We start from the raw sequence: 17236 nt of genomic DNA on the forward strand, positions 1-17236 counted from the left end.
TTACAAGCTAGGTGCTGGCATCTGATCAGCAGGCACATCCATCACGAACCCAAACCATTTCTGCTGTAACGCTTTCATGGTGCCGTCACGGTTGGCCTCACTGATACCGTCGCTGAACAGTTTGACTAACGTGGCGCTGTCATCACCTTGACGGCCGACCCAGCCAAAATAGGTGGTTGGCCCTAACATCGGTTTCAAGGTGGTAAAGACACCCGGACGGGTTTTGATTAAGGGGCCAAGGTTGGCAAGTGATTGAGCGACGCCATCCAAGCGTTTGTTGGCTAAATCGGCATAAGCCTCATCGAAAGAGACGTACTGTTTGATCTCTTTGATTCCGGGCTTACCGCTGGCTTTCAGTTTTTCATCGAATGCTTGTAGCACTTGGAGTTGGCCGGAACCTGCTTGCGAGCCCACCACTTTGCCACTCAGATCTTCGAGGGTGTTGATCGTGCTATCGTTATCACGTTTAAGCAGCGCGACCGTTGATTCGGCGATCGGCACCGTAAAAGCAAAGTGGTCCATGCGCTGCTTATTCACGGTGACCGCCGTCACCACAAAATCGAATTTTTTGGCATCCAAACCGGGCAAGATGCCTTGGAAAGGCAGGTCGAGCTGTTTGACCTCCACACCCGGCAGATTCTTGCTCAAGATATGATTCATTAAATCAACGTCATAACCCACTATCTTGCCATTCTCTACCGATTCAAAGGGTGCATAACGCGCTTCAGTGGCGATCGTTATCGCCTTATCCGCTTTAATGCGTTCCAATAAATCCGCGCTATGCGCACTGGCAGAGAAAATGCTGGCAACACAAAGCATTGCCCAGCACAGAGGTATCGCCTGTTTATGTCGTGTCATGATTGCCGCCCTATTTAAAGTGGTGTGAAGTGTATTCAAGTGACTTGAATGTAATGACATAAGCATGAACTGTGCCATTCGCAAAAAAGTGAACAGCAAAATAAAATGAACGTGGATAACACACTGTTATCGCTGCGCTATTTATGATGAATGGTGTGATGGCAACAATGAGAGAAGCAAGGGGATGACAGGAAAGTCATTCAATGTGATGCCTGCTTATCGGCTTCACGCACAGTAAAAGTGCAAAATTGCGCGCTTACTGTGCAGCGTCATCATTAAAGAGGTCATTAATCTTGGGGTAATACAGGGAAGGAAAAAGCAGCACAGGTTGATTTTAATGACAGCACACTTTGATTTTAAATGAAGCCGCCAGTCAAGGTTGACCGGCAGCCACGCGATTGATATCCGCAAAAAATCAGATCTTGGCGGCAGCGAGATATTTCGCCATCTCTTCAGCAGGCACCATTCCACCGCCGGTCGCCCAAACCAGATGGGTCGCATTTTGCATCTTCTCGGCGCTCAGGTGATGACGGCCCAAATAATCCGCATTGGCGCTGACTCTTGCGGGGCCAGGCATACCGGCTAATGCCGATGGCTCCAATTGGATACCCTCGTGCCGGTTAAGCAACCCGAGTAAGTCATACATTTCGGCATCACTTAAGGTGTAGAAACCGTCCAGCAAACGTGCCATTGCACGGCCAACAAAGCCCGATGCGCGGCCAACAGCCAGACCATCAGCGGCGGTAATATTATCAATCCCGATATCTTGTACAGAAATTTCATCATGCAGGCCGGTATAGACCCCCAATAACATGCACGGCGAGTGTGTCGGCTCAGCAAAAATACAATGTACATGGTCACCAAAGGCCAGCTTCAACCCGAAAGCAACACCGCCAGGGCCGCCCCCAACCCCACAAGGAAGGTAGACAAATAAAGGATGATTTTCATCAACCAAGATTCGTTGTTCGGCAAACTGCTTTTTCAAGCGATTGCCGGCTACTGAATACCCCAAGAATAAGGTGTGCGAGTTTTCATCGTCGATAAAGAAGCATTTCGGGTCAGATTCTGCCTGCTTGCGCCCTTGTGCCACGGCGACGCCATAGTCCTGCGCATACTCCACCACCTTCACGCCGTGTTCGCGCAGTTTACGTTTTTTCCACTCTCGGGCATCCGCTGACATATGCACGCTGACACTGAACCCCAATTTGGCACTCATGATGCCAATCGACATGCCCAAGTTACCGGTAGAGCCGACGGCAATGCTGTACTGGCTAAAGAACTGGCGGAAATCATCTGAAAACAGCTTGCTGTAGTCATCGGTTTCCGCCAATAAACCGGCCTGTATCGCCAGTTTTTCAGCATGCGTTAAGACTTCATAAATGCCGCCACGAGCTTTAATCGAGCCAGAAATGGGCAAATGACTGTCTAGCTTTAACAGCAAGCGGCCGGTGATAGCCACCCCGTAGCGCTGTTGCAGCGCTTGCTGCATAGCCGGTATCGCGACAATATCAGACTCGATAATGCCTTGGGTCTTTTGTGTCTCGACAAAGGCTTGGCATAAGTAAGGGGCAAAGCGCTGTAACCGAGCCTCGGCATCGTCAACATCCTGTCGCAATAATCCGACGTAAGGTAAGCCGACTTCAACGGTGGTGGCTTGCGGGTTAAACCAGGATACCTCTTCTAAATTGATAAGCTTTTTGACCAAAGGATAATCGGTAATTAATTTATCAATTTCAGTGCTTTTCATAGAATGTCTCTTTTCAATCATATGATGTAAGAAAGTAGGAAAGTCGTCCCTAAGGCAATCACCGACGCGATAAAGGTCGCGGTCGTATAATATTTGAATGTTTCACTCAACGTCGCACCACAGTATTGCTTAACCAGCCAAAATAGTGAGTCAGTGACAATGGTGAAACCAATGGCGCCAGAGCCAATCGCCAGCGTAATAATTTCAGGGCTGACGTTGGGGTACATCGGTAATATCGGTGAAACAATGGCGGTTGCGCCCATCATCGCCACCGTCGCCGACCCCACCGCAGCATGGAGTATCAGTGCCACCAGCCATGCCAGTAAAATCGGGTGCATATCCAAGTTAGACAAAATGACGGCCAGTGAATCCGCCAAGCCGCTGGCTTTTAAGATGCCGTTAAAGGCCCCACCGGCACCGATGATTAACAGAATATTGGCGATAGAGGAAAAGCCTTCTTCCGTTTTCGCCAGCAGTGTCCCCATGCCCATATTCTGCCGAATACCCAAGGTGTAATAAGCCACAAACACCGCGATAAACATGGCCGTAATCGGATTGCCGATAAACTCGAAGAATGAATAAAGCGTCGTGCCTTTAGTCATATTCAGCTCTGCGGCGGTCTTCATTAACATCAAAATAATCGGCAGCAATATCGTGAATAGGGTGGCTTTGAGGGACGGTAATTCGTCTTCATGACGCACTTTCAGTTCAGAAAAAGCGGGCGGCACCACTTTAAAGGGCAAGCGTTTACCGACAATACGCAGGAACAACGGCCCACCGATTAATGAAGCGGCTAATCCCACCACCAACCCATACACAATAACGGTACCAACATCAGCCCCAAGTGTATTAGTGACATACATGGCTGCCGGATGAGGCGGCACCACGCAATGAACAGCCATCAACGCGGTACACAGCGGGATAGCCAATTTCAGCAACGAGGTATTGGTTTTTCTGGCGATGGAGAAGGCTAATGGAATCAATAAGACCACGCCCACTTCGACAAAAAGGGTAATACCGCAGATTAATCCGACCAGCACCATGGTGACATCAGGTGATAGCCAGCGACAACGCTGTAAGGTGATACCGATGCGTTCTGCCGCGCCGGAGACCTCCATCATTTTCCCTAAAATCGTCCCCAGTCCAATGACTGCGGCTAAGAAACCTAATGTGCCGCCTATGCCACCTTCAATGGCATTCACCATTTCCAACGGATTCATTCCCATCAATAGCCCGACGTAAAAACTGGCTAATAACAGTGCGAGGAAAGGATGTATTTTCAGTTTTACGATGGTGAAAATAATAATAATGATGCTCGTTAATAACGTCCCCACTACCCATATTTGTGAGTCCATAGCCAACCTCTTCTAATAATAAGTTCTGTTCATATTGAATAAGAATTGGCCGATGCTGACAAATGATAAAAAACGCCCGTTAGATGAACCAGATTGAACCAAATAGGTAATATTCGTCATAGTTTTATTATTGAGTCTGATTTGCATCACACTGATTCACCCTAATGACAGATTTTATGGGTGGCTGCGGTATGCTATTGGCATTGTATCGATTGCCTGAGTGAGCGCCATGTACCCTGAAAAAAGCTATATCACCCGCAATAAATTGTTGAATGGCTATCAACTTTCTAAGCTGTATACCTTTGAAATTGCGGCACGGCATCGCTCATTTGCACTGGCTGCCGACGAGTTATCGATCAGTCCCAGTGCCGTTAGCCACCGCATCAATAGCCTCGAAGAAGAATTAGGCTTCAAGCTGTTCCAGCGATTTCATCGTAAGGTGACGCTAACCAGCGAAGGGGAGCGGGTATTTTGGGTATTGAAATCCTCACTGGAATACCTGAATCAGGAAATATTGGAGATCAAGAATCAGGAGCTGTCGGGCACCCTGACCGTCTATTCTCGCCCCTCCATTGCCCAGTGCTGGCTGGTGCCCAAATTGGCCGATTTCGCCCATCACTACCCTGCCATCAGTTTGAATATTCTCACCGGCAATGAGAACGTCAACTTCCAAGGCGGCGGCATTGATTTAGCGATCTATTTTGACGATAAAACACCGGAGAAATTGTCCTATCAACATCTAATGGATGAATCGATGGTGCCGGTCTGTAGCCCAGAATATGCAGAAAAACATCAGCTTCATGGCAACTTGATCAATCTACGGCAATGCACCTTGCTGCATGACCGCCAAGCTTGGAGCTATGATTCCGATAGCAGTGAGTGGAATACATGGAGCCAGCAAGTGGGTTTTGATATCGACCCTTTGCAGCGCAGTATGGGGTTTGATCGCTCCGACTTGGCGATCATTGCAGCCATTAATCATGTTGGCGTCGCCATGGGACGTAAGAGGTTGGTGACCAAACGGCTGGAGAATCAGGAGTTGATTATGCCGTTCCCCGGAATGGAAATCAGATGTGAGCAGCGTTATTACATCTCCACTCTGTCTGACCGGCAATGGCCGAAAATAAATGCGTTTATCCAGTGGCTCAAGAAGATGGCGCAGGAGAACTGAGTAAGAAGCGCTTTCTGTCGAATTGCCCTGACGGCCAACAAACACCGATGACTCGATCGGAAACGGTGAGGACAGGCAGAAGAGTAAAGCGTCCGCGCCAAGGATGGCGCGGCTCGAGCCTCCATGGATGGATTCACGGCGTCTTTACGATCTGCTTGTCCTCTCCGCAATGAGCACCTTGTCAGCTATCTCAAGCACTTCCTGTTAGACGCGCCCGAGCATCACGCCATTTGCGCCGCTTTTTGGGCTAAATCACGGCTGTATTGGCGGCTGGCATCCACCAGCATGTGGGTATAGGCAGTTTTCTCGCAGTCAGTGGTGAGGTCTGCGGTGTTCAGCGTTTCCAGAATTCGGCCATGTTGCATCACCGCCACACGATGGCAAAGATGCGCAATCACGCCTAAATCATGGGTCACCATCAGATAGGTGAGCTTCTCCCGCTGTTGCAGCTCTGCCAACAGATTCAGAATTTCAGCCTGTACCGACACATCCAGCGCCGACGTGGGTTCATCCAGCAGTAAAACACGCGGCTCTAAAATGAGCGCCCGAGCTATCGCCACGCGTTGGCGCTGACCACCAGAAAGTTGATGCGGATAACGCTGACGAAACTGATTGTTGAGGCCCACCTTTTCCAAAATACTGTCAATCCGTTGATCGCGATCCCCGATGCCATGAATACTCAAGGGTTCCGAAAGAATATATTCGATGGTGTGGCGCGGATGCAGCGAGCCATAGGGGTCTTGGAAGACCATTTGAACGTGGCGGCAACGATCGCGCTCAATGCGGTGTGCCAATGGAATTTGATTGAGCGTGAGCTGCCCCGTCCAGTGGTTAAACAGCCCCGCAAGGCATTTCAATACGGTGGTTTTACCAGAACCCGACTCCCCCACTAAACCGAATATTTCGCCATCGTTGACCGCCAGATTGACATCAAATAGCACCTGGTTTTGCTGGCTACCCTCGCCAAAGATCAGGTTAAGGTTGTTGATTTCAATCATCGCATTTGCAGACATAGCAGGCTCCTTAACCATTCATCCAAGCGGGATCACGCACCATGACGGGCAAGCGATCTCGGCGATTATTCAGATCAGGCAATGCGTTGAGCAAGCCACGGGTATAGGGGTGCTGCGCATGGTCGAGGTCGCAAGCCGCAATGGACTCCACCACACGTCCGGCATACATCACCAGCACCCGATCGCAGAAGCTGCGTACGAGGTTGATATCATGGCTGATAAAAATCAGCCCCAGACCGCGCTCCTGCACCAAATCATCCAGCATCGCCAACACCTGTAAGCGTACCGAAACATCCAGCGCAGACGTTGGCTCATCGGCAATCACCATTTCTGGGCCGGTGATCAACATCATGGCGATCATGATGCGCTGCCCTTGGCCGCCAGAGACTTCATGGGGATAGAGATGATAGACCCGTTGCGGCTGGCGGATACGCACCACCTCAAACATGGATAACACTCGCTCCCTTGCCTCTTGGCGTGAGACTTTATGGTGGGCCAAATAGGCTTCCGCTACCTGATCACCGACACACACCACCGGATTCAATGAGTATTTCGGATCCTGCATAATCATCGACATCCGTTTGCCGCGTACCTCGCGCATTTTGGCTTCGCTGGCGCGCAACAAGTCCACTTCAGCAAAACGTAGCGTGTTGGCATGTATTTGCGCGCTGTTTGGATGTAGTTTGAGTAACGCTCTGCCGACGGTGGATTTACCTGAGCCGGATTCACCGACGATGGCGAGCTTCTCTTTGCCCAGTGCAAAGGAGACACCGCGCACCGCATCCGTCACCTGTTTACCATTGACGAAGCTGACCCGCAGGTCGTCCACTTCCAGCAAGGGCACTGCTTTATTCTGTTCTGGGATCGAGGATGTCACGTAGGCCATCTCCTAGGAAGTTAAACGCCAGACTGTTGAGCAAAATCGCCAAACCGGGGATAGTCACCAGCCACCAGCACTCCATCATGTAACGTCGGCCACTGGAGATCATCGCTCCCCATTCTGGGTCCGGTGGCTGAGAACCTAAACCGAGGAAACCCAACCCCGCCGCAGTCAAAATGATACCGGCCATATTCATAGTGATACGGATGATCACCGAGGGCAGGCACAGCGGCACGATGTGACGTGACAAAATACGCAGTGGCGAGGCACCTTGTAATTTCACCGCTGAGACAAAATCGGCGTTGCGTAATGAAAGGGTTTCAGCCCTTGCTAAACGGGCAATGGGCGGCCACGCCGTCAAGGTGATCGCGATAACCACATGCTCTAAACCGGGGCCTAAAGCTGCCACGAACGCCAGCGCCAGAACTAAGCTGGGGAAGGAGATGAAAATATCGGTGATGCGCATCAGCACGCTATCGACTTTGCCGCCGAAATAGCCCGCGACCACGCCCAGTAACAGCCCGATTGGCCCCACCGTCACCGATACCAGTGCCACGATGTATAAGGTGGTGCGCGCGCCATAAATTAACCGGCTATATTGGTCGCGGCCGAATTCATCGGTACCAAACCAGTGTTGGCTGCTCGGTGCCTGTAAAGCATTGCCCAGATCTTGCGTCAATGGGTTGTGCGTGGCTAACCAAGGGGCAAAGAAAGCCACCACCAGTAGCAAGCCAATAATCGCGACGCCGATCGCCGTCAGCGGGTTTTTCATTAAGGTGCGCATAAAGTTCAGCACCCGCCGTAGGCCGCGTTTCCAGCCCTGACTGTTGCGCTCAGGGCGTGCCACGGTGTTATCAGGTTCAGAGGAAAGCATCATTGATTCGTCCTCGGGTCAAAGATCTGATACAGCATGTCAGACAGTAAATTCAGTGAAACGAAGATCAGCCCCACCAGCAACACGCACCCCATCACCGCATTCATATCACCGAGTAATAAGCTGCCGGTGAGATAGGAGCCAAACCCCGGCCATGAGAAGACGGTTTCAATCAATACCGCCCCTTCAAGTAGTGAGCCGTAGGCCAGTGCGACCACCGTCAGTAATTGCACCAGAATATTGCGGAATGCATGTCCCCATAGCACCTGAAACTCGGATAATCCCTTCACTTTGGCGGTGATAATGTATTCCTGCGACAGTTGCGCCAGCATAAAGCTGCGGGTCATACGACTGATGTACGCCAGCGAATGGAAGCCGAGGATCGTCGCCGGTAGCAGCAAGTGATTAACCGCACTGCGGAACACTTCCCACTCACCGGCCAGTGCGGAGTCAATCAGCAATAAGCCCGTGCGGCGATCAACCAAACCGTCATAGGCCATATCCACTCGACCTGCGCCGCCAACCCAGTTTAACCAAGCGTAGAACACCAGCAGCCCCATCATGCCGACCCAGAAGATCGGGGTTGAGTAGCCTGCCAAGCTAATGAAACGCACTATATAGTCAGCAAATTTGCCACGGCGGGCCGCCGCCATCACCCCCAGTGGGATACCCAAACCGGCCCCGACCAAAATGGCCATGGTGGCAAGCTCAATAGTGGCAGGGAAGACGCGAATGATGTCATCCACTACCGGCCGTCCAGTGAGCAAGGCATTGCCGAGATCACCGTGAATGAGCGAGTTGAAATAGATAAAAAATTGTGTCCATAACGGCTTATCCAGCCCCAATTGCAAGTAAACCTGCTGATAGGTGCTTTGGTCCGCATCTTGGCCCACTATCGCCAAAACAGGGTCGATGGGCATCACTCGCCCAATTATGAACGTCAGAATCAATAAGCCGAATAACGTCACCGCCACTTGCAGCAGGCGCTTGGATAAGCGCCGTGCAATGCCATGGGGGGCAAACCAGTCTGAAACCTTCATGCTATCCTCCCGTCATGGGCAAGGCATGCTCATGCCCCGCCCGTTAGGTTGCGTGCAGTGAATTTATCGCTGCTTATACACCTGTAGCAGGCGGGTGGTGGTGGACGGATGCGGCACGTAATCCATGACGTCCTTGCGCACCACAACGGAGTCAACCATTTGTGAGATAGGTAAAATGGCCGGGTAAAGCGCGTCGTAGCGTTCCTGAACGGCCACGTACATTTGCTTTTGCTTAACCGGATCTTTTTCGATTAATGCATTATCAATCAGATCGTTAAGTTCTTTATCGTAGAAAGAGGTGCGCCAGCCTTGGAAGTTGGTCAGTTTGGCGGCATCACTGTTATCAGGGTTGTAGGCTACCGAACGCAGGCTAGAGTGTGGGTGCGGGTCGACACCACCACCACCACGGCCAACCAACATGTCGAATTGGCGGTCACGCATCGCGCCATAAACCTGATTCCCTGTACCGGTCAGAATCTTGGCTTGTATTCCTGCCTGTGCCAGTGTGGATTGCACCGATGTGGCTACATTGATGAACGGAGGATCAGACAGAACACGCAATGTGGTAGTGAAACCGTCTGGATAGCCAGCCTCGGCTAACAGCGCCTTGGCTTTCGCCACATCCAGCTGATAGCCGGGATCAGGTAGCGTGACATCCATGCCTTTCTGAATCGGGCGCTGATGGAAAATGCCATAGCCCGGCATGATGGTGTTATTGATACCAGCATAATCAATCAGATAACGCACCGCTTCGCGCACTTTTGGATGAGCAAAATGCGGCTCTTTCAGGCTCATAGCAACATAGTAAATGGTGCCACGCTGAACTTCATCGACCTTGATATCAGGGTTGTTTTTCAGCGCATTGATATCTGGCACTGACATGCCACTGGCAATATCAATATCCCCTTTTTCGATCATTAAGCGCAGTGCTTGCGACTCTGTCATATGGCGGAATATCGCCCGCTTAATTTTGGCATCGCCTTGCCAGTAATTCTCGACTCGGCTCATCCGCAAGACATCTTTTGCCTGCCAGACATCAAGTTTGAAGGGGCCAGAACCCGCTTCGTTGGTGGTTAGCCAACCGTTACCCCAGTCGCCATTTTTCTCATGTTGCATCACGGTGGCTTGGTCCAAAATCGAACCACTGCCCAAGGTGCCCAGTGAGTAGATCACCAGTTTGGGGTCGGTCGGTTTTGGCAGTTCAATTTCCACCGTTAAGGGGTCTTTGGCACGAATCAGTTGCGCCACGTTATCAGCGGTGAAACCGTAGGATTTCCATGTCGTGGCTTGCGCCAGATTGAGGTTCATCAGGCGATTCATCGACCAAGCAAAGTCGGCGGCCGTCACCGGATTACCGGAGTGGAATTTCATGCCATCACGCAAGGTGAAAGTAATTAATTTGCCGTCATCGCTGATTTTCCATTCCGTGGCTGCGCCGGGCAGCACTTTACTCGGAGTATGCGGGTCCAGTTCGACCAAGGAGTCATACAGGTTAACGATGATAGCCACCGCATCATTGCCGGTCATGGCGGCAGGATCGAGGGACAGCAGGTTATTCATGTTCATGCCAACAATCAGTTGGTCATCGGGTGTTTTAGCCACACTGACGCCAGCTGACGTCAGGGTGACCATAAGGGTAAGGAGGAGTGTTCTAACTATTATTATCGCGTTCATGGACCATCTCCGGTAAGAAAAGGCTAGATCTGAATGCTTGTTTTTATAGTCGATACAACGGGTTATCATGACCCAAAGACATTGGTGTTGTCAGTTAGCAAGCAAGCTAAACGTTATTCAGCGCGTAAGGTATGTGCTTGGATATAATCGAAATTAATATCCTCACCTAAACCTGGGCGAGTCGGCAGTGAGACATAACCTTCACTGTCCATCGGGTCGATAATGCTGTTGAGGTAGGCAGCAGGTTCATCGTAATCAAGGAACGGATGCAGCAACCCGCGTTCATACCAGCGGCAGTTGCGGATAGCACCGACCACCGCCAAGTTAGGCGCGCCATTGCCATGAATCTCGCAGTCCATGCCGAAAGATTCCGCCAAATGAGCCACTTTCAGGCAAGGTGTAATGCCGCCCACCCCTTGCACACCAGCGCGTAAAATATCGCAGGCACCGGCTTTCACCCAGTCGGCACGGCTAAAGTATTTACCCGCCAAACTTTCAGGCCCGATGATGTCAATCTGTAGGTTTTCACGCAGCCAGCAATAAGAGGCCATGCTCTGCTCTTCCATCGGCTCTTCAAACCAACTGAAGTTCAGTTTTTGTAGCTCGCGGCCAATATAGAGTGCGTCACTGCGGCTATACCAGTGGTAGCCATCAAGCATCAACGCGACATCTGGCCCTACCGCTTCACGGACGGCAGCGCAAGCACGGACATCCATCTGTGGACTAGGTGCGAAGGACACCGGTGGCATCCAAGTATGCAGCTTAATCCCCTTATAGCCTCTGGCGACCAGCTGCTCGGCAAAGCGGGCGTATTCATCTGGCGTGGATAAACCACCAGCCAATTCGTCCCCACACATGGTGCTGCCGTAGGCCAATACTTTATCGCGGTAGCCACCGAGTAATTTATAGACTGGCTGACCTAACTTGCGCCCCAGCAGATCCCAGATAGCTTGTTCTGCAATGGCCAGTGCTCGGTCAGTGAGTTGATTCGCACTGCCCCGTTGCCAATGCACTAAATCATTCCACAGCCGCTCGCGATCAAAAGGATTCTGCCCAATCAGGACTTTTTTAAAGAAGCTATTAATAATGTGCGGACGGATCACTTCAGGGGGCGCGAAAGCATAACCGCAATCACCTTCGTCGGTGGTCAAGGTCAGCATGGCCATTTTGGCCTGCGATTCCTCACCGGGATGCGAGTGCCCTGCGGTATCAGACACGCGCCGAGTGGGATGAGAAAAAACGGTTACCTCTACTGAAATTATTTTCACCTGATTACCTGCCTTTATGGTTCATCTCGTTTGCAATCGAAACGGGGTCAATCGTTAGCCTATTCTGATGCCAGGTTTTTTTTCATTCGGCACAAGAAAGACTAATCCCTTATTTTTATTAATGATTTATCCACTTCAAATACTAGAACGTCGGATCTTTTAAAATGGAATGTTATTTCACTTACTCAGTATTGAAGATAACCATCTAATAGTCATTAGGAGAATCGCTGCAAAAGCAGTAATAAAGACGCACTTTTTTAGGCAAACGCCCAGTTTATTGTGAGCAGTATCACGATGAATTTGGCGGAGAGTGTCGGACGTCACAAAACACGGCCGCGCCGCGAGTACCTCAACGGTGGTTTAAAACTAGGCTTTGCCATCACACAAGGCGGTATGAGTGCAGTGATCCGTCAAAGGATAAAACCGCACTGCGCGGATATCAGGCAGATAAGAATTATCTTGTAAGTCACTGGAAAAGAATGGATTTAGGCTAAAAGATATTGATTACAAATAAGACCTCGGGCTATGCTCAATCTCACTTATAACAAAATGTAACAGAGGTTCTCTCCCCCCACAGATTTCAAGCCATTGGACGGCAGCGAATAGGTTTCTCTCGCCGTTTCATCCCTTGAATCGGCGGGAGAGACCGAGGAAATGAGCATGGATCGTCGTACACTTTTAAAATCGTCAGGGTTATTACTGGGTGGTTTAACTTTTGGTGGCTTGGTTTCTCGGGCTCAAGCAAAAAGTATTGAGATTATCCCCCCAAAAATGACACCGAGTGAGCAACAACCTTTGCTCCTCAATTTTAATGAAAACTCGTTAGGGATGTCGCCGAAAGCCCATCAAGCCATTATTGATGCCCTGCCTACCGCCTTTCGCTACCCTGATGCCGCTCGTGAACAGTTGATTAACGATATCGCCGCCGAGTATCAACTCAAAGCCGAAAATGTTTCTCTGGGGAATGGGTCATCTGAGACCATTCAGGCGGTGATCCAAGCGGTGATTCGCCAAGCTGAACAAGACCATACGCCGATTCAACTGGTGGTACCGGACCCGACATTTAACTATGCCGAACTGTATGCCAAGCCCTTTGGTATCCCCATTGAGAAAGTGGTTCTCACCCCAGAAATGACGTTCGATCTGCCAGCCATGAAGCAGAAAGTGGCGAATTTTAACGGGCGGTCGATCGTCTATCTGTGCAATCCCAATAACCCAACGGCGACCATCACCCCCGCCAATCTTATTGATGCATGGGTTAAAAGTGCCTCACCGGATACGCTGTTTATTATTGATGAAGCCTACGCGGAGTTTGTCAGTGATCCTGCGTTCCGCAGCGCGATTGAACTGGTTCAGGCGGGCCATAAAAATCTGTTGGTGACCCGTACTTTCTCGAAAATATTCGCACTGGCAGGGCTGAGAGTGGGCTATGGTATCGCTCATCCGGCCCTGATCGCCCAAGTCGAAAACTTTGTCTCACTGGATAACACCAATACTGCTGGGGCAGTGGCCGCATTGGCCTCATTACAAGATAAACCTTTTGTGCATTACAGCCGCCAGTCTACCGATCATGCACGCCGTATCGTGACCGAAGCACTGGATCAACTGCAATTGGCTTATGTGCCGTCTCAGGCAAACTTTGTCTTCCACCAAGTGACTGGCGATGTGAAAACCTACCAAAACCGGATGAAGCAATATCACGTGTTTGTTGGCCGTGAGTTCCCACCTGCTGTCGGTTGGAACCGCCTAACGTTGGGTACGCCAGAAGAGATGACCGCCTTTGTCACCGTGTTAAAAATGTTCCGCAGCAAAGGCTGGGTGTAAGCGCCTGCCGTGGTGGCATTTGATTGATAAAGTCGAAAAATAAGTGAGTGGGAGGGGTAATCTCCTCCCAAATGGCCCTACGCGCCCTACGCATAGGTTAATAACAATAATAGGAATGGCTATGAAGAAATTATCACTGGGTATCATGGCATTGGCATTAATCAGCAGTCAGCACGCCTTCGCTAAAAGCTGGCAAGACATTAAACAAAGCGGAGAGCTACGTATCGGCGTTCCGGGGGATTACGCACCTTTAGCCTTCCACGATAAACAGGGCCAATTGGTGGGCTATGACGTTGATATGGCAAAATCGCTGGCGGATAGTTTGAAACTTAACGTCACCTTCGTGGCAACCAGTTGGCCGACGCTATCGGAAGATTTAGTGGCTGATAAGTTTGATATCGCTATGGGTGGAGTGACCGAGACGGCGGGACGTGCGGCGCAGTTTGCGTTATCCAGCCCCGTGGTTAAGAACGGCAAAATTGCTTTAGCCAACTGCCAGCAAGCCAAAAAATTCCCCACGCTGGATGCCATTGACCGTGAAACCGTCAAAGTCATTGTCAACCCTGGTGGCACCAACCAATCATTTGTCGATGCCAATATCAAAAAAGCGCAAATTATCCGCACCAAAGATAACGTCGCGAACTTGCAGGGTGTCCGAGATCAAAGCGCAGATATTATGTTCACCGATTTGATTGAAGGGGATTATTACCAGAGCAAAGAGCCCGGTGTATTTTGCGTAGCGACACCGGAAATTTTACCCGGCACGGGCAGCTACAAAGTTTATATGATGGCGAAAGATAACCAGCCACTGTTAGAGCAAGTGAACCAGTGGCTAAGTGGGGAGACAAAATCTACCCTCGCCCATCAGTGGCAGATCTCTGAGTAGCACGAGATAAAAGTAGTGCGAGAGAAAAGTATCACGAGTTAAATCAAGCGGCAGCAGACTCGTTGATCTCGATACGACCAATATGTAGGCCGGCCCTTGCCATAATAGAAATCAACTTATCGATACTGAAAAGCTGTATTTTGCCGTGCATAAGTTCAGACACTCGGGGCTGGGTCAGCCCGAGTGCGTCAGCCGCTTCTGTTGGGGTTAACCCTTTCCGCTCAATCCAAGCATTCAATGCCTGAATTAGTAATGAGCGCACCTTCATATTTTCAGCTTGCTCAGGGGTTTCACTGATGGCATCCCATACACTGTCAAAAGTCTGAATGTTCATTTATTCCTCTCCTGAATAAGTGTTTTGAACCTCACCTTGGCTAGATCCACGTCTTTCTTACTGGTCGTTTCCGTTTTCTTCTGAAAGCAATGAAGCACATAAACCGCTTCTTCAAATCTGGCAACATACATCACACGATAAATACCGTTTTTATCCCTGATTCGAATTTCTTTCACCCCGAAACCGATCGACGTAAAAGGCTTCCAATCATTAGGCTCCAGTCCATGCTGCACTTTATCGAGCTGGTAACCAGCTTCCTTTCTGGCATCGTCAGGAAACTGACGTAAATCATCCAGACTATTTTCAACAAAACTGATCGGCTTGGTCATTCCTTGTCCATATTATACGTTTTTACGTATAATATATACTGCCTTTTTTAGTGGGTCTCGACCAAGTAAAAAAAGGGGATTTCAGATCGCTATCTCAAAGATCCGTCTGTTGCCGATGAACTCCCCATAACCGATTTTTCTATTGAATGAAAAAACCGTGATTGATTGGCATCTCACTTAAGCCGTTAACCCACCGTCTAGCACCAGTGTCTGGCCGGTCATATAACGGCTGTCATCGCCAATCATAAAGGCACTCACGCGCGCCACTTCTTGTGCATCCCCTAAGCGACGTAACGGGATCTGTTTACGCAGTGCTTTTAAGGCGTCGGTAGGCATTGCACGCGTCATGTCGCTGTCGATGATCCCCGGCAATAGGCAGTTCACCCGAATGCCAAAACGCCCCATCTCTAGCGATAGCGAACGGCCAAGGCCAATCATGGCGGCTTTACTGGCACCATAGGCACTCTGCCCAATGTTGCCTTTGATGGCAGTGACCGACGACATCAGTAGCACTGCGCCCTCACCCTGCATCATCATTGACGGCAGCACATGCTTATTCCAGTAGAAAACCGCATTCAGATTGGTCTCCAGCACATTGCGCCAGTTATCGCCATTCTGCTGAATGTGTAAGCTATCACCAGTTATGCCCGCGTTATGGATAACCGCCCCTGGTGGGCCGTACTTCTCCAGCAGCAGCGGTGCCAGTTGGTCAACATCCGCTTCATTACTGCCATCACAACGGTAGCCAGTGACCGAACCGGCCAGCCCTTCGCAACTTTTGATAACCTCGTTGCTCTGTTGCTCGCCACTGCGCCAGGTAAAGACCACATCCCACTCTTTAGCGAGTTCTTCGACCAATGCGCGGCCAATGCCGCGACTACCGCCGGTAATTAATACCCACTTCCTGCTCATCATATTACTTCTTCTGTTCAGCCAGTTTCTGACATAACTCGCCTAAGGTCATATCGGGGTTTTCCATAAACATTTCGGCATTCATCGTGGCACCAAACTCGCGTTTTGCCAGCACCATCAGTTCGACGTAATCCAAGCTATCGAGTTTTAGCTGATGTAGTGGCATCTCAGGCGATAATGCTGACATTTCCAAATCTTTGGCGTCACACAGCATTTCGCAAACGGTGTCATAAACGTGTTGATACTTTTCCATGGTCAAATCCTTAGTTAGTGCGTGGCTAACGGCCACGTTTTTAATGTTACGGCGGTGGTGATTAATGGCCCAGCGTCTGACCGAGCCTGAATAGCGGCACGCAATACCCAGCCGTCTTCGGCATTGCCGACGATTAATGTCGGTTCGATGGTGTATTGCAGCCCACGACGGATAAATAAATGCGCGTCAGTGCGCAGTAAATCCGCACTAAAATGCACGTCGTGATGGGTTTGAATAACGGGCACGTGCTTGAAAATATCAATCAAAGAGTCCGCTTGAATACCCGGTAACACTTGCTTGGCCGATGCCAAGGTTTCAGGCGCAGCCACGAGCTGCTTGAACAGTAACGCGTCGAAAAACCCCCAGCACTCAGTGGGTTCAGCGGCATTGCCGGGGAATTGCTGACTAGACTGATAAACCTCTGCTGCCGATAGCGTCACCCATTTCCTACTCTCAACCGGTTCTAGCGTCGGCCCGCTGCGTAGTTTGCTGTTAAAGCAGCTTTCACCGTTGGCCATATCCCGCAATTCACCGCTGACCAATCCCACCGCTTGGTTAAGCTGTAACTGATAGGCGGTGTGGCACAACACCGGCTGGCGCAAACGCACGTTAAAGCGCAGAAAATCGGCTTGGGGCATCGCGGATAAAAGTGCCGCACTGAGCTGATATTTAATATCCAGCATCGCCCGCATACCGTGAACAGTCAGTTGTTCCTGACCCAGATGTTGCGCATGGCGCAAATCAAAATGAATCGGGTTGTAGTCGCCGGAAAACTTCGCCCAACGTTCCGCATCGTTAACGGTGTAGTTGAATATCAT

The 17236-nt window shown here is 50.3% G+C and carries 17 protein-coding genes; 3 read left to right on the forward strand and 14 right to left on the reverse strand.

Annotation, left to right across the window (positions count from 1 at the left end; all coding sequences use genetic code 11):
• From BN68_RS09515 to dsdX, 3 genes are all read right to left on the reverse strand, one after another.
• Complete coding sequence (locus BN68_RS09515) at positions 1-858, reverse strand: transporter substrate-binding domain-containing protein (protein WP_042806614.1); 858 nt, start codon at positions 856-858, stop codon at positions 1-3.
• A gap of 415 nt (positions 859-1273) precedes the next feature.
• Complete coding sequence (locus BN68_RS09520; protein WP_019210942.1) at positions 1274-2605, reverse strand: D-serine ammonia-lyase; 1332 nt, start codon at positions 2603-2605, stop codon at positions 1274-1276.
• 17 nt (positions 2606-2622) lie between these two features.
• Positions 2623-3960, reverse strand: a complete 1338-nt coding sequence (gene dsdX / locus BN68_RS09525; RefSeq protein WP_019210943.1) for a D-serine transporter DsdX — start codon at positions 3958-3960, stop codon at positions 2623-2625.
• A 229-nt stretch (positions 3961-4189) separates the two neighbouring features.
• Between dsdX and dsdC the strand changes: the two genes are divergently transcribed.
• A complete protein-coding gene (gene dsdC, locus BN68_RS09530; protein ID WP_019210945.1) occupies positions 4190-5131 on the forward strand; it encodes a DNA-binding transcriptional regulator DsdC in 942 nt (313 codons plus the stop codon).
• 221 nt (positions 5132-5352) lie between these two features.
• Here dsdC and BN68_RS09535 read toward each other — a convergent pair whose 3' ends face one another.
• From BN68_RS09535 to BN68_RS09560, 6 genes are all read right to left on the reverse strand, one after another.
• Positions 5353-6129: an ABC transporter ATP-binding protein gene (locus BN68_RS09535; protein ID WP_042806674.1), complete on the reverse strand. Its 777-nt coding sequence runs from the start codon at positions 6127-6129 to the stop codon at positions 5353-5355.
• 25 nt (positions 6130-6154) lie between these two features.
• Positions 6155-7030 (reverse strand): ABC transporter ATP-binding protein, encoded by an 876-nt coding sequence (locus BN68_RS09540; protein WP_081578802.1) that lies wholly within the window; start codon positions 7028-7030, stop codon positions 6155-6157.
• Positions 6993-7808, reverse strand: coding sequence for an ABC transporter permease (locus BN68_RS09545; RefSeq protein WP_391592288.1), 816 nt, complete (start codon positions 7806-7808; stop codon positions 6993-6995). Before BN68_RS09545 ends, BN68_RS09540 begins: the two co-directional genes overlap by 38 nt.
• 89 nt (positions 7809-7897) lie before the next feature.
• A complete protein-coding gene (locus tag BN68_RS09550; RefSeq protein WP_019210947.1) occupies positions 7898-8938 on the reverse strand; it encodes an ABC transporter permease in 1041 nt (346 codons plus the stop codon).
• Positions 8939-9001: 63 nt separating this feature from the next.
• Positions 9002-10612, reverse strand: coding sequence for an ABC transporter substrate-binding protein (locus BN68_RS09555; protein WP_042806616.1), 1611 nt, complete (start codon positions 10610-10612; stop codon positions 9002-9004).
• Positions 10613-10725: 113 nt separating this feature from the next.
• Positions 10726-11880, reverse strand: a complete 1155-nt coding sequence (locus tag BN68_RS09560) for a mandelate racemase family protein (RefSeq protein ID WP_042806617.1) — start codon at positions 11878-11880, stop codon at positions 10726-10728.
• Between the two features lie 660 nt (positions 11881-12540).
• Between BN68_RS09560 and BN68_RS09565 the strand changes: the two genes are divergently transcribed.
• Both BN68_RS09565 and BN68_RS09570 read left to right on the forward strand, forming a co-directional pair.
• Positions 12541-13704 carry a pyridoxal phosphate-dependent aminotransferase gene (locus BN68_RS09565; RefSeq protein WP_019210950.1) on the forward strand — a complete coding sequence of 388 codons (1164 nt, stop codon included), beginning with the start codon at positions 12541-12543 and terminating at the stop codon, positions 13702-13704.
• Between the two features lie 121 nt (positions 13705-13825).
• Entirely contained in the window at positions 13826-14590 is a 765-nt protein-coding gene (locus BN68_RS09570; protein ID WP_019210951.1) for a transporter substrate-binding domain-containing protein, read from the forward strand.
• Positions 14591-14633: 43 nt separating this feature from the next.
• On the opposite strand, the gene BN68_RS09575 is transcribed toward BN68_RS09570, so the two are convergent.
• The 5 genes from BN68_RS09575 to BN68_RS09595 all read right to left on the reverse strand — a co-directional run bounded on the left by BN68_RS09575 (position 14634) and on the right by BN68_RS09595 (position 17236).
• Positions 14634-14924: a helix-turn-helix domain-containing protein gene (locus BN68_RS09575; protein WP_019210952.1), complete on the reverse strand. Its 291-nt coding sequence runs from the start codon at positions 14922-14924 to the stop codon at positions 14634-14636.
• Complete coding sequence (locus BN68_RS09580) at positions 14921-15253, reverse strand: type II toxin-antitoxin system RelE/ParE family toxin (protein WP_019210953.1); 333 nt, start codon at positions 15251-15253, stop codon at positions 14921-14923. The genes BN68_RS09575 and BN68_RS09580 overlap by 4 nt, the downstream gene beginning before the upstream one ends.
• A gap of 177 nt (positions 15254-15430) precedes the next feature.
• The gene (locus tag BN68_RS09585) at positions 15431-16165 is read right to left on the reverse strand and encodes an SDR family NAD(P)-dependent oxidoreductase (protein ID WP_042806675.1); all 735 of its coding nucleotides are present in this window, start codon (positions 16163-16165) and stop codon (positions 15431-15433) included.
• Between the two features lie 4 nt (positions 16166-16169).
• Positions 16170-16418, reverse strand: a complete 249-nt coding sequence (locus BN68_RS09590; protein ID WP_019210955.1) for an acyl carrier protein — start codon at positions 16416-16418, stop codon at positions 16170-16172.
• Positions 16419-16432: 14 nt separating this feature from the next.
• Positions 16433-17236 carry a MaoC/PaaZ C-terminal domain-containing protein gene (locus tag BN68_RS09595; protein ID WP_019210956.1) on the reverse strand — a complete coding sequence of 268 codons (804 nt, stop codon included), beginning with the start codon at positions 17234-17236 and terminating at the stop codon, positions 16433-16435.

The sequence above is a fragment of the Yersinia massiliensis CCUG 53443 genome, from assembly GCF_000312485.1.
Lineage (GTDB): Bacteria > Pseudomonadota > Gammaproteobacteria > Enterobacterales > Enterobacteriaceae > Yersinia > Yersinia massiliensis.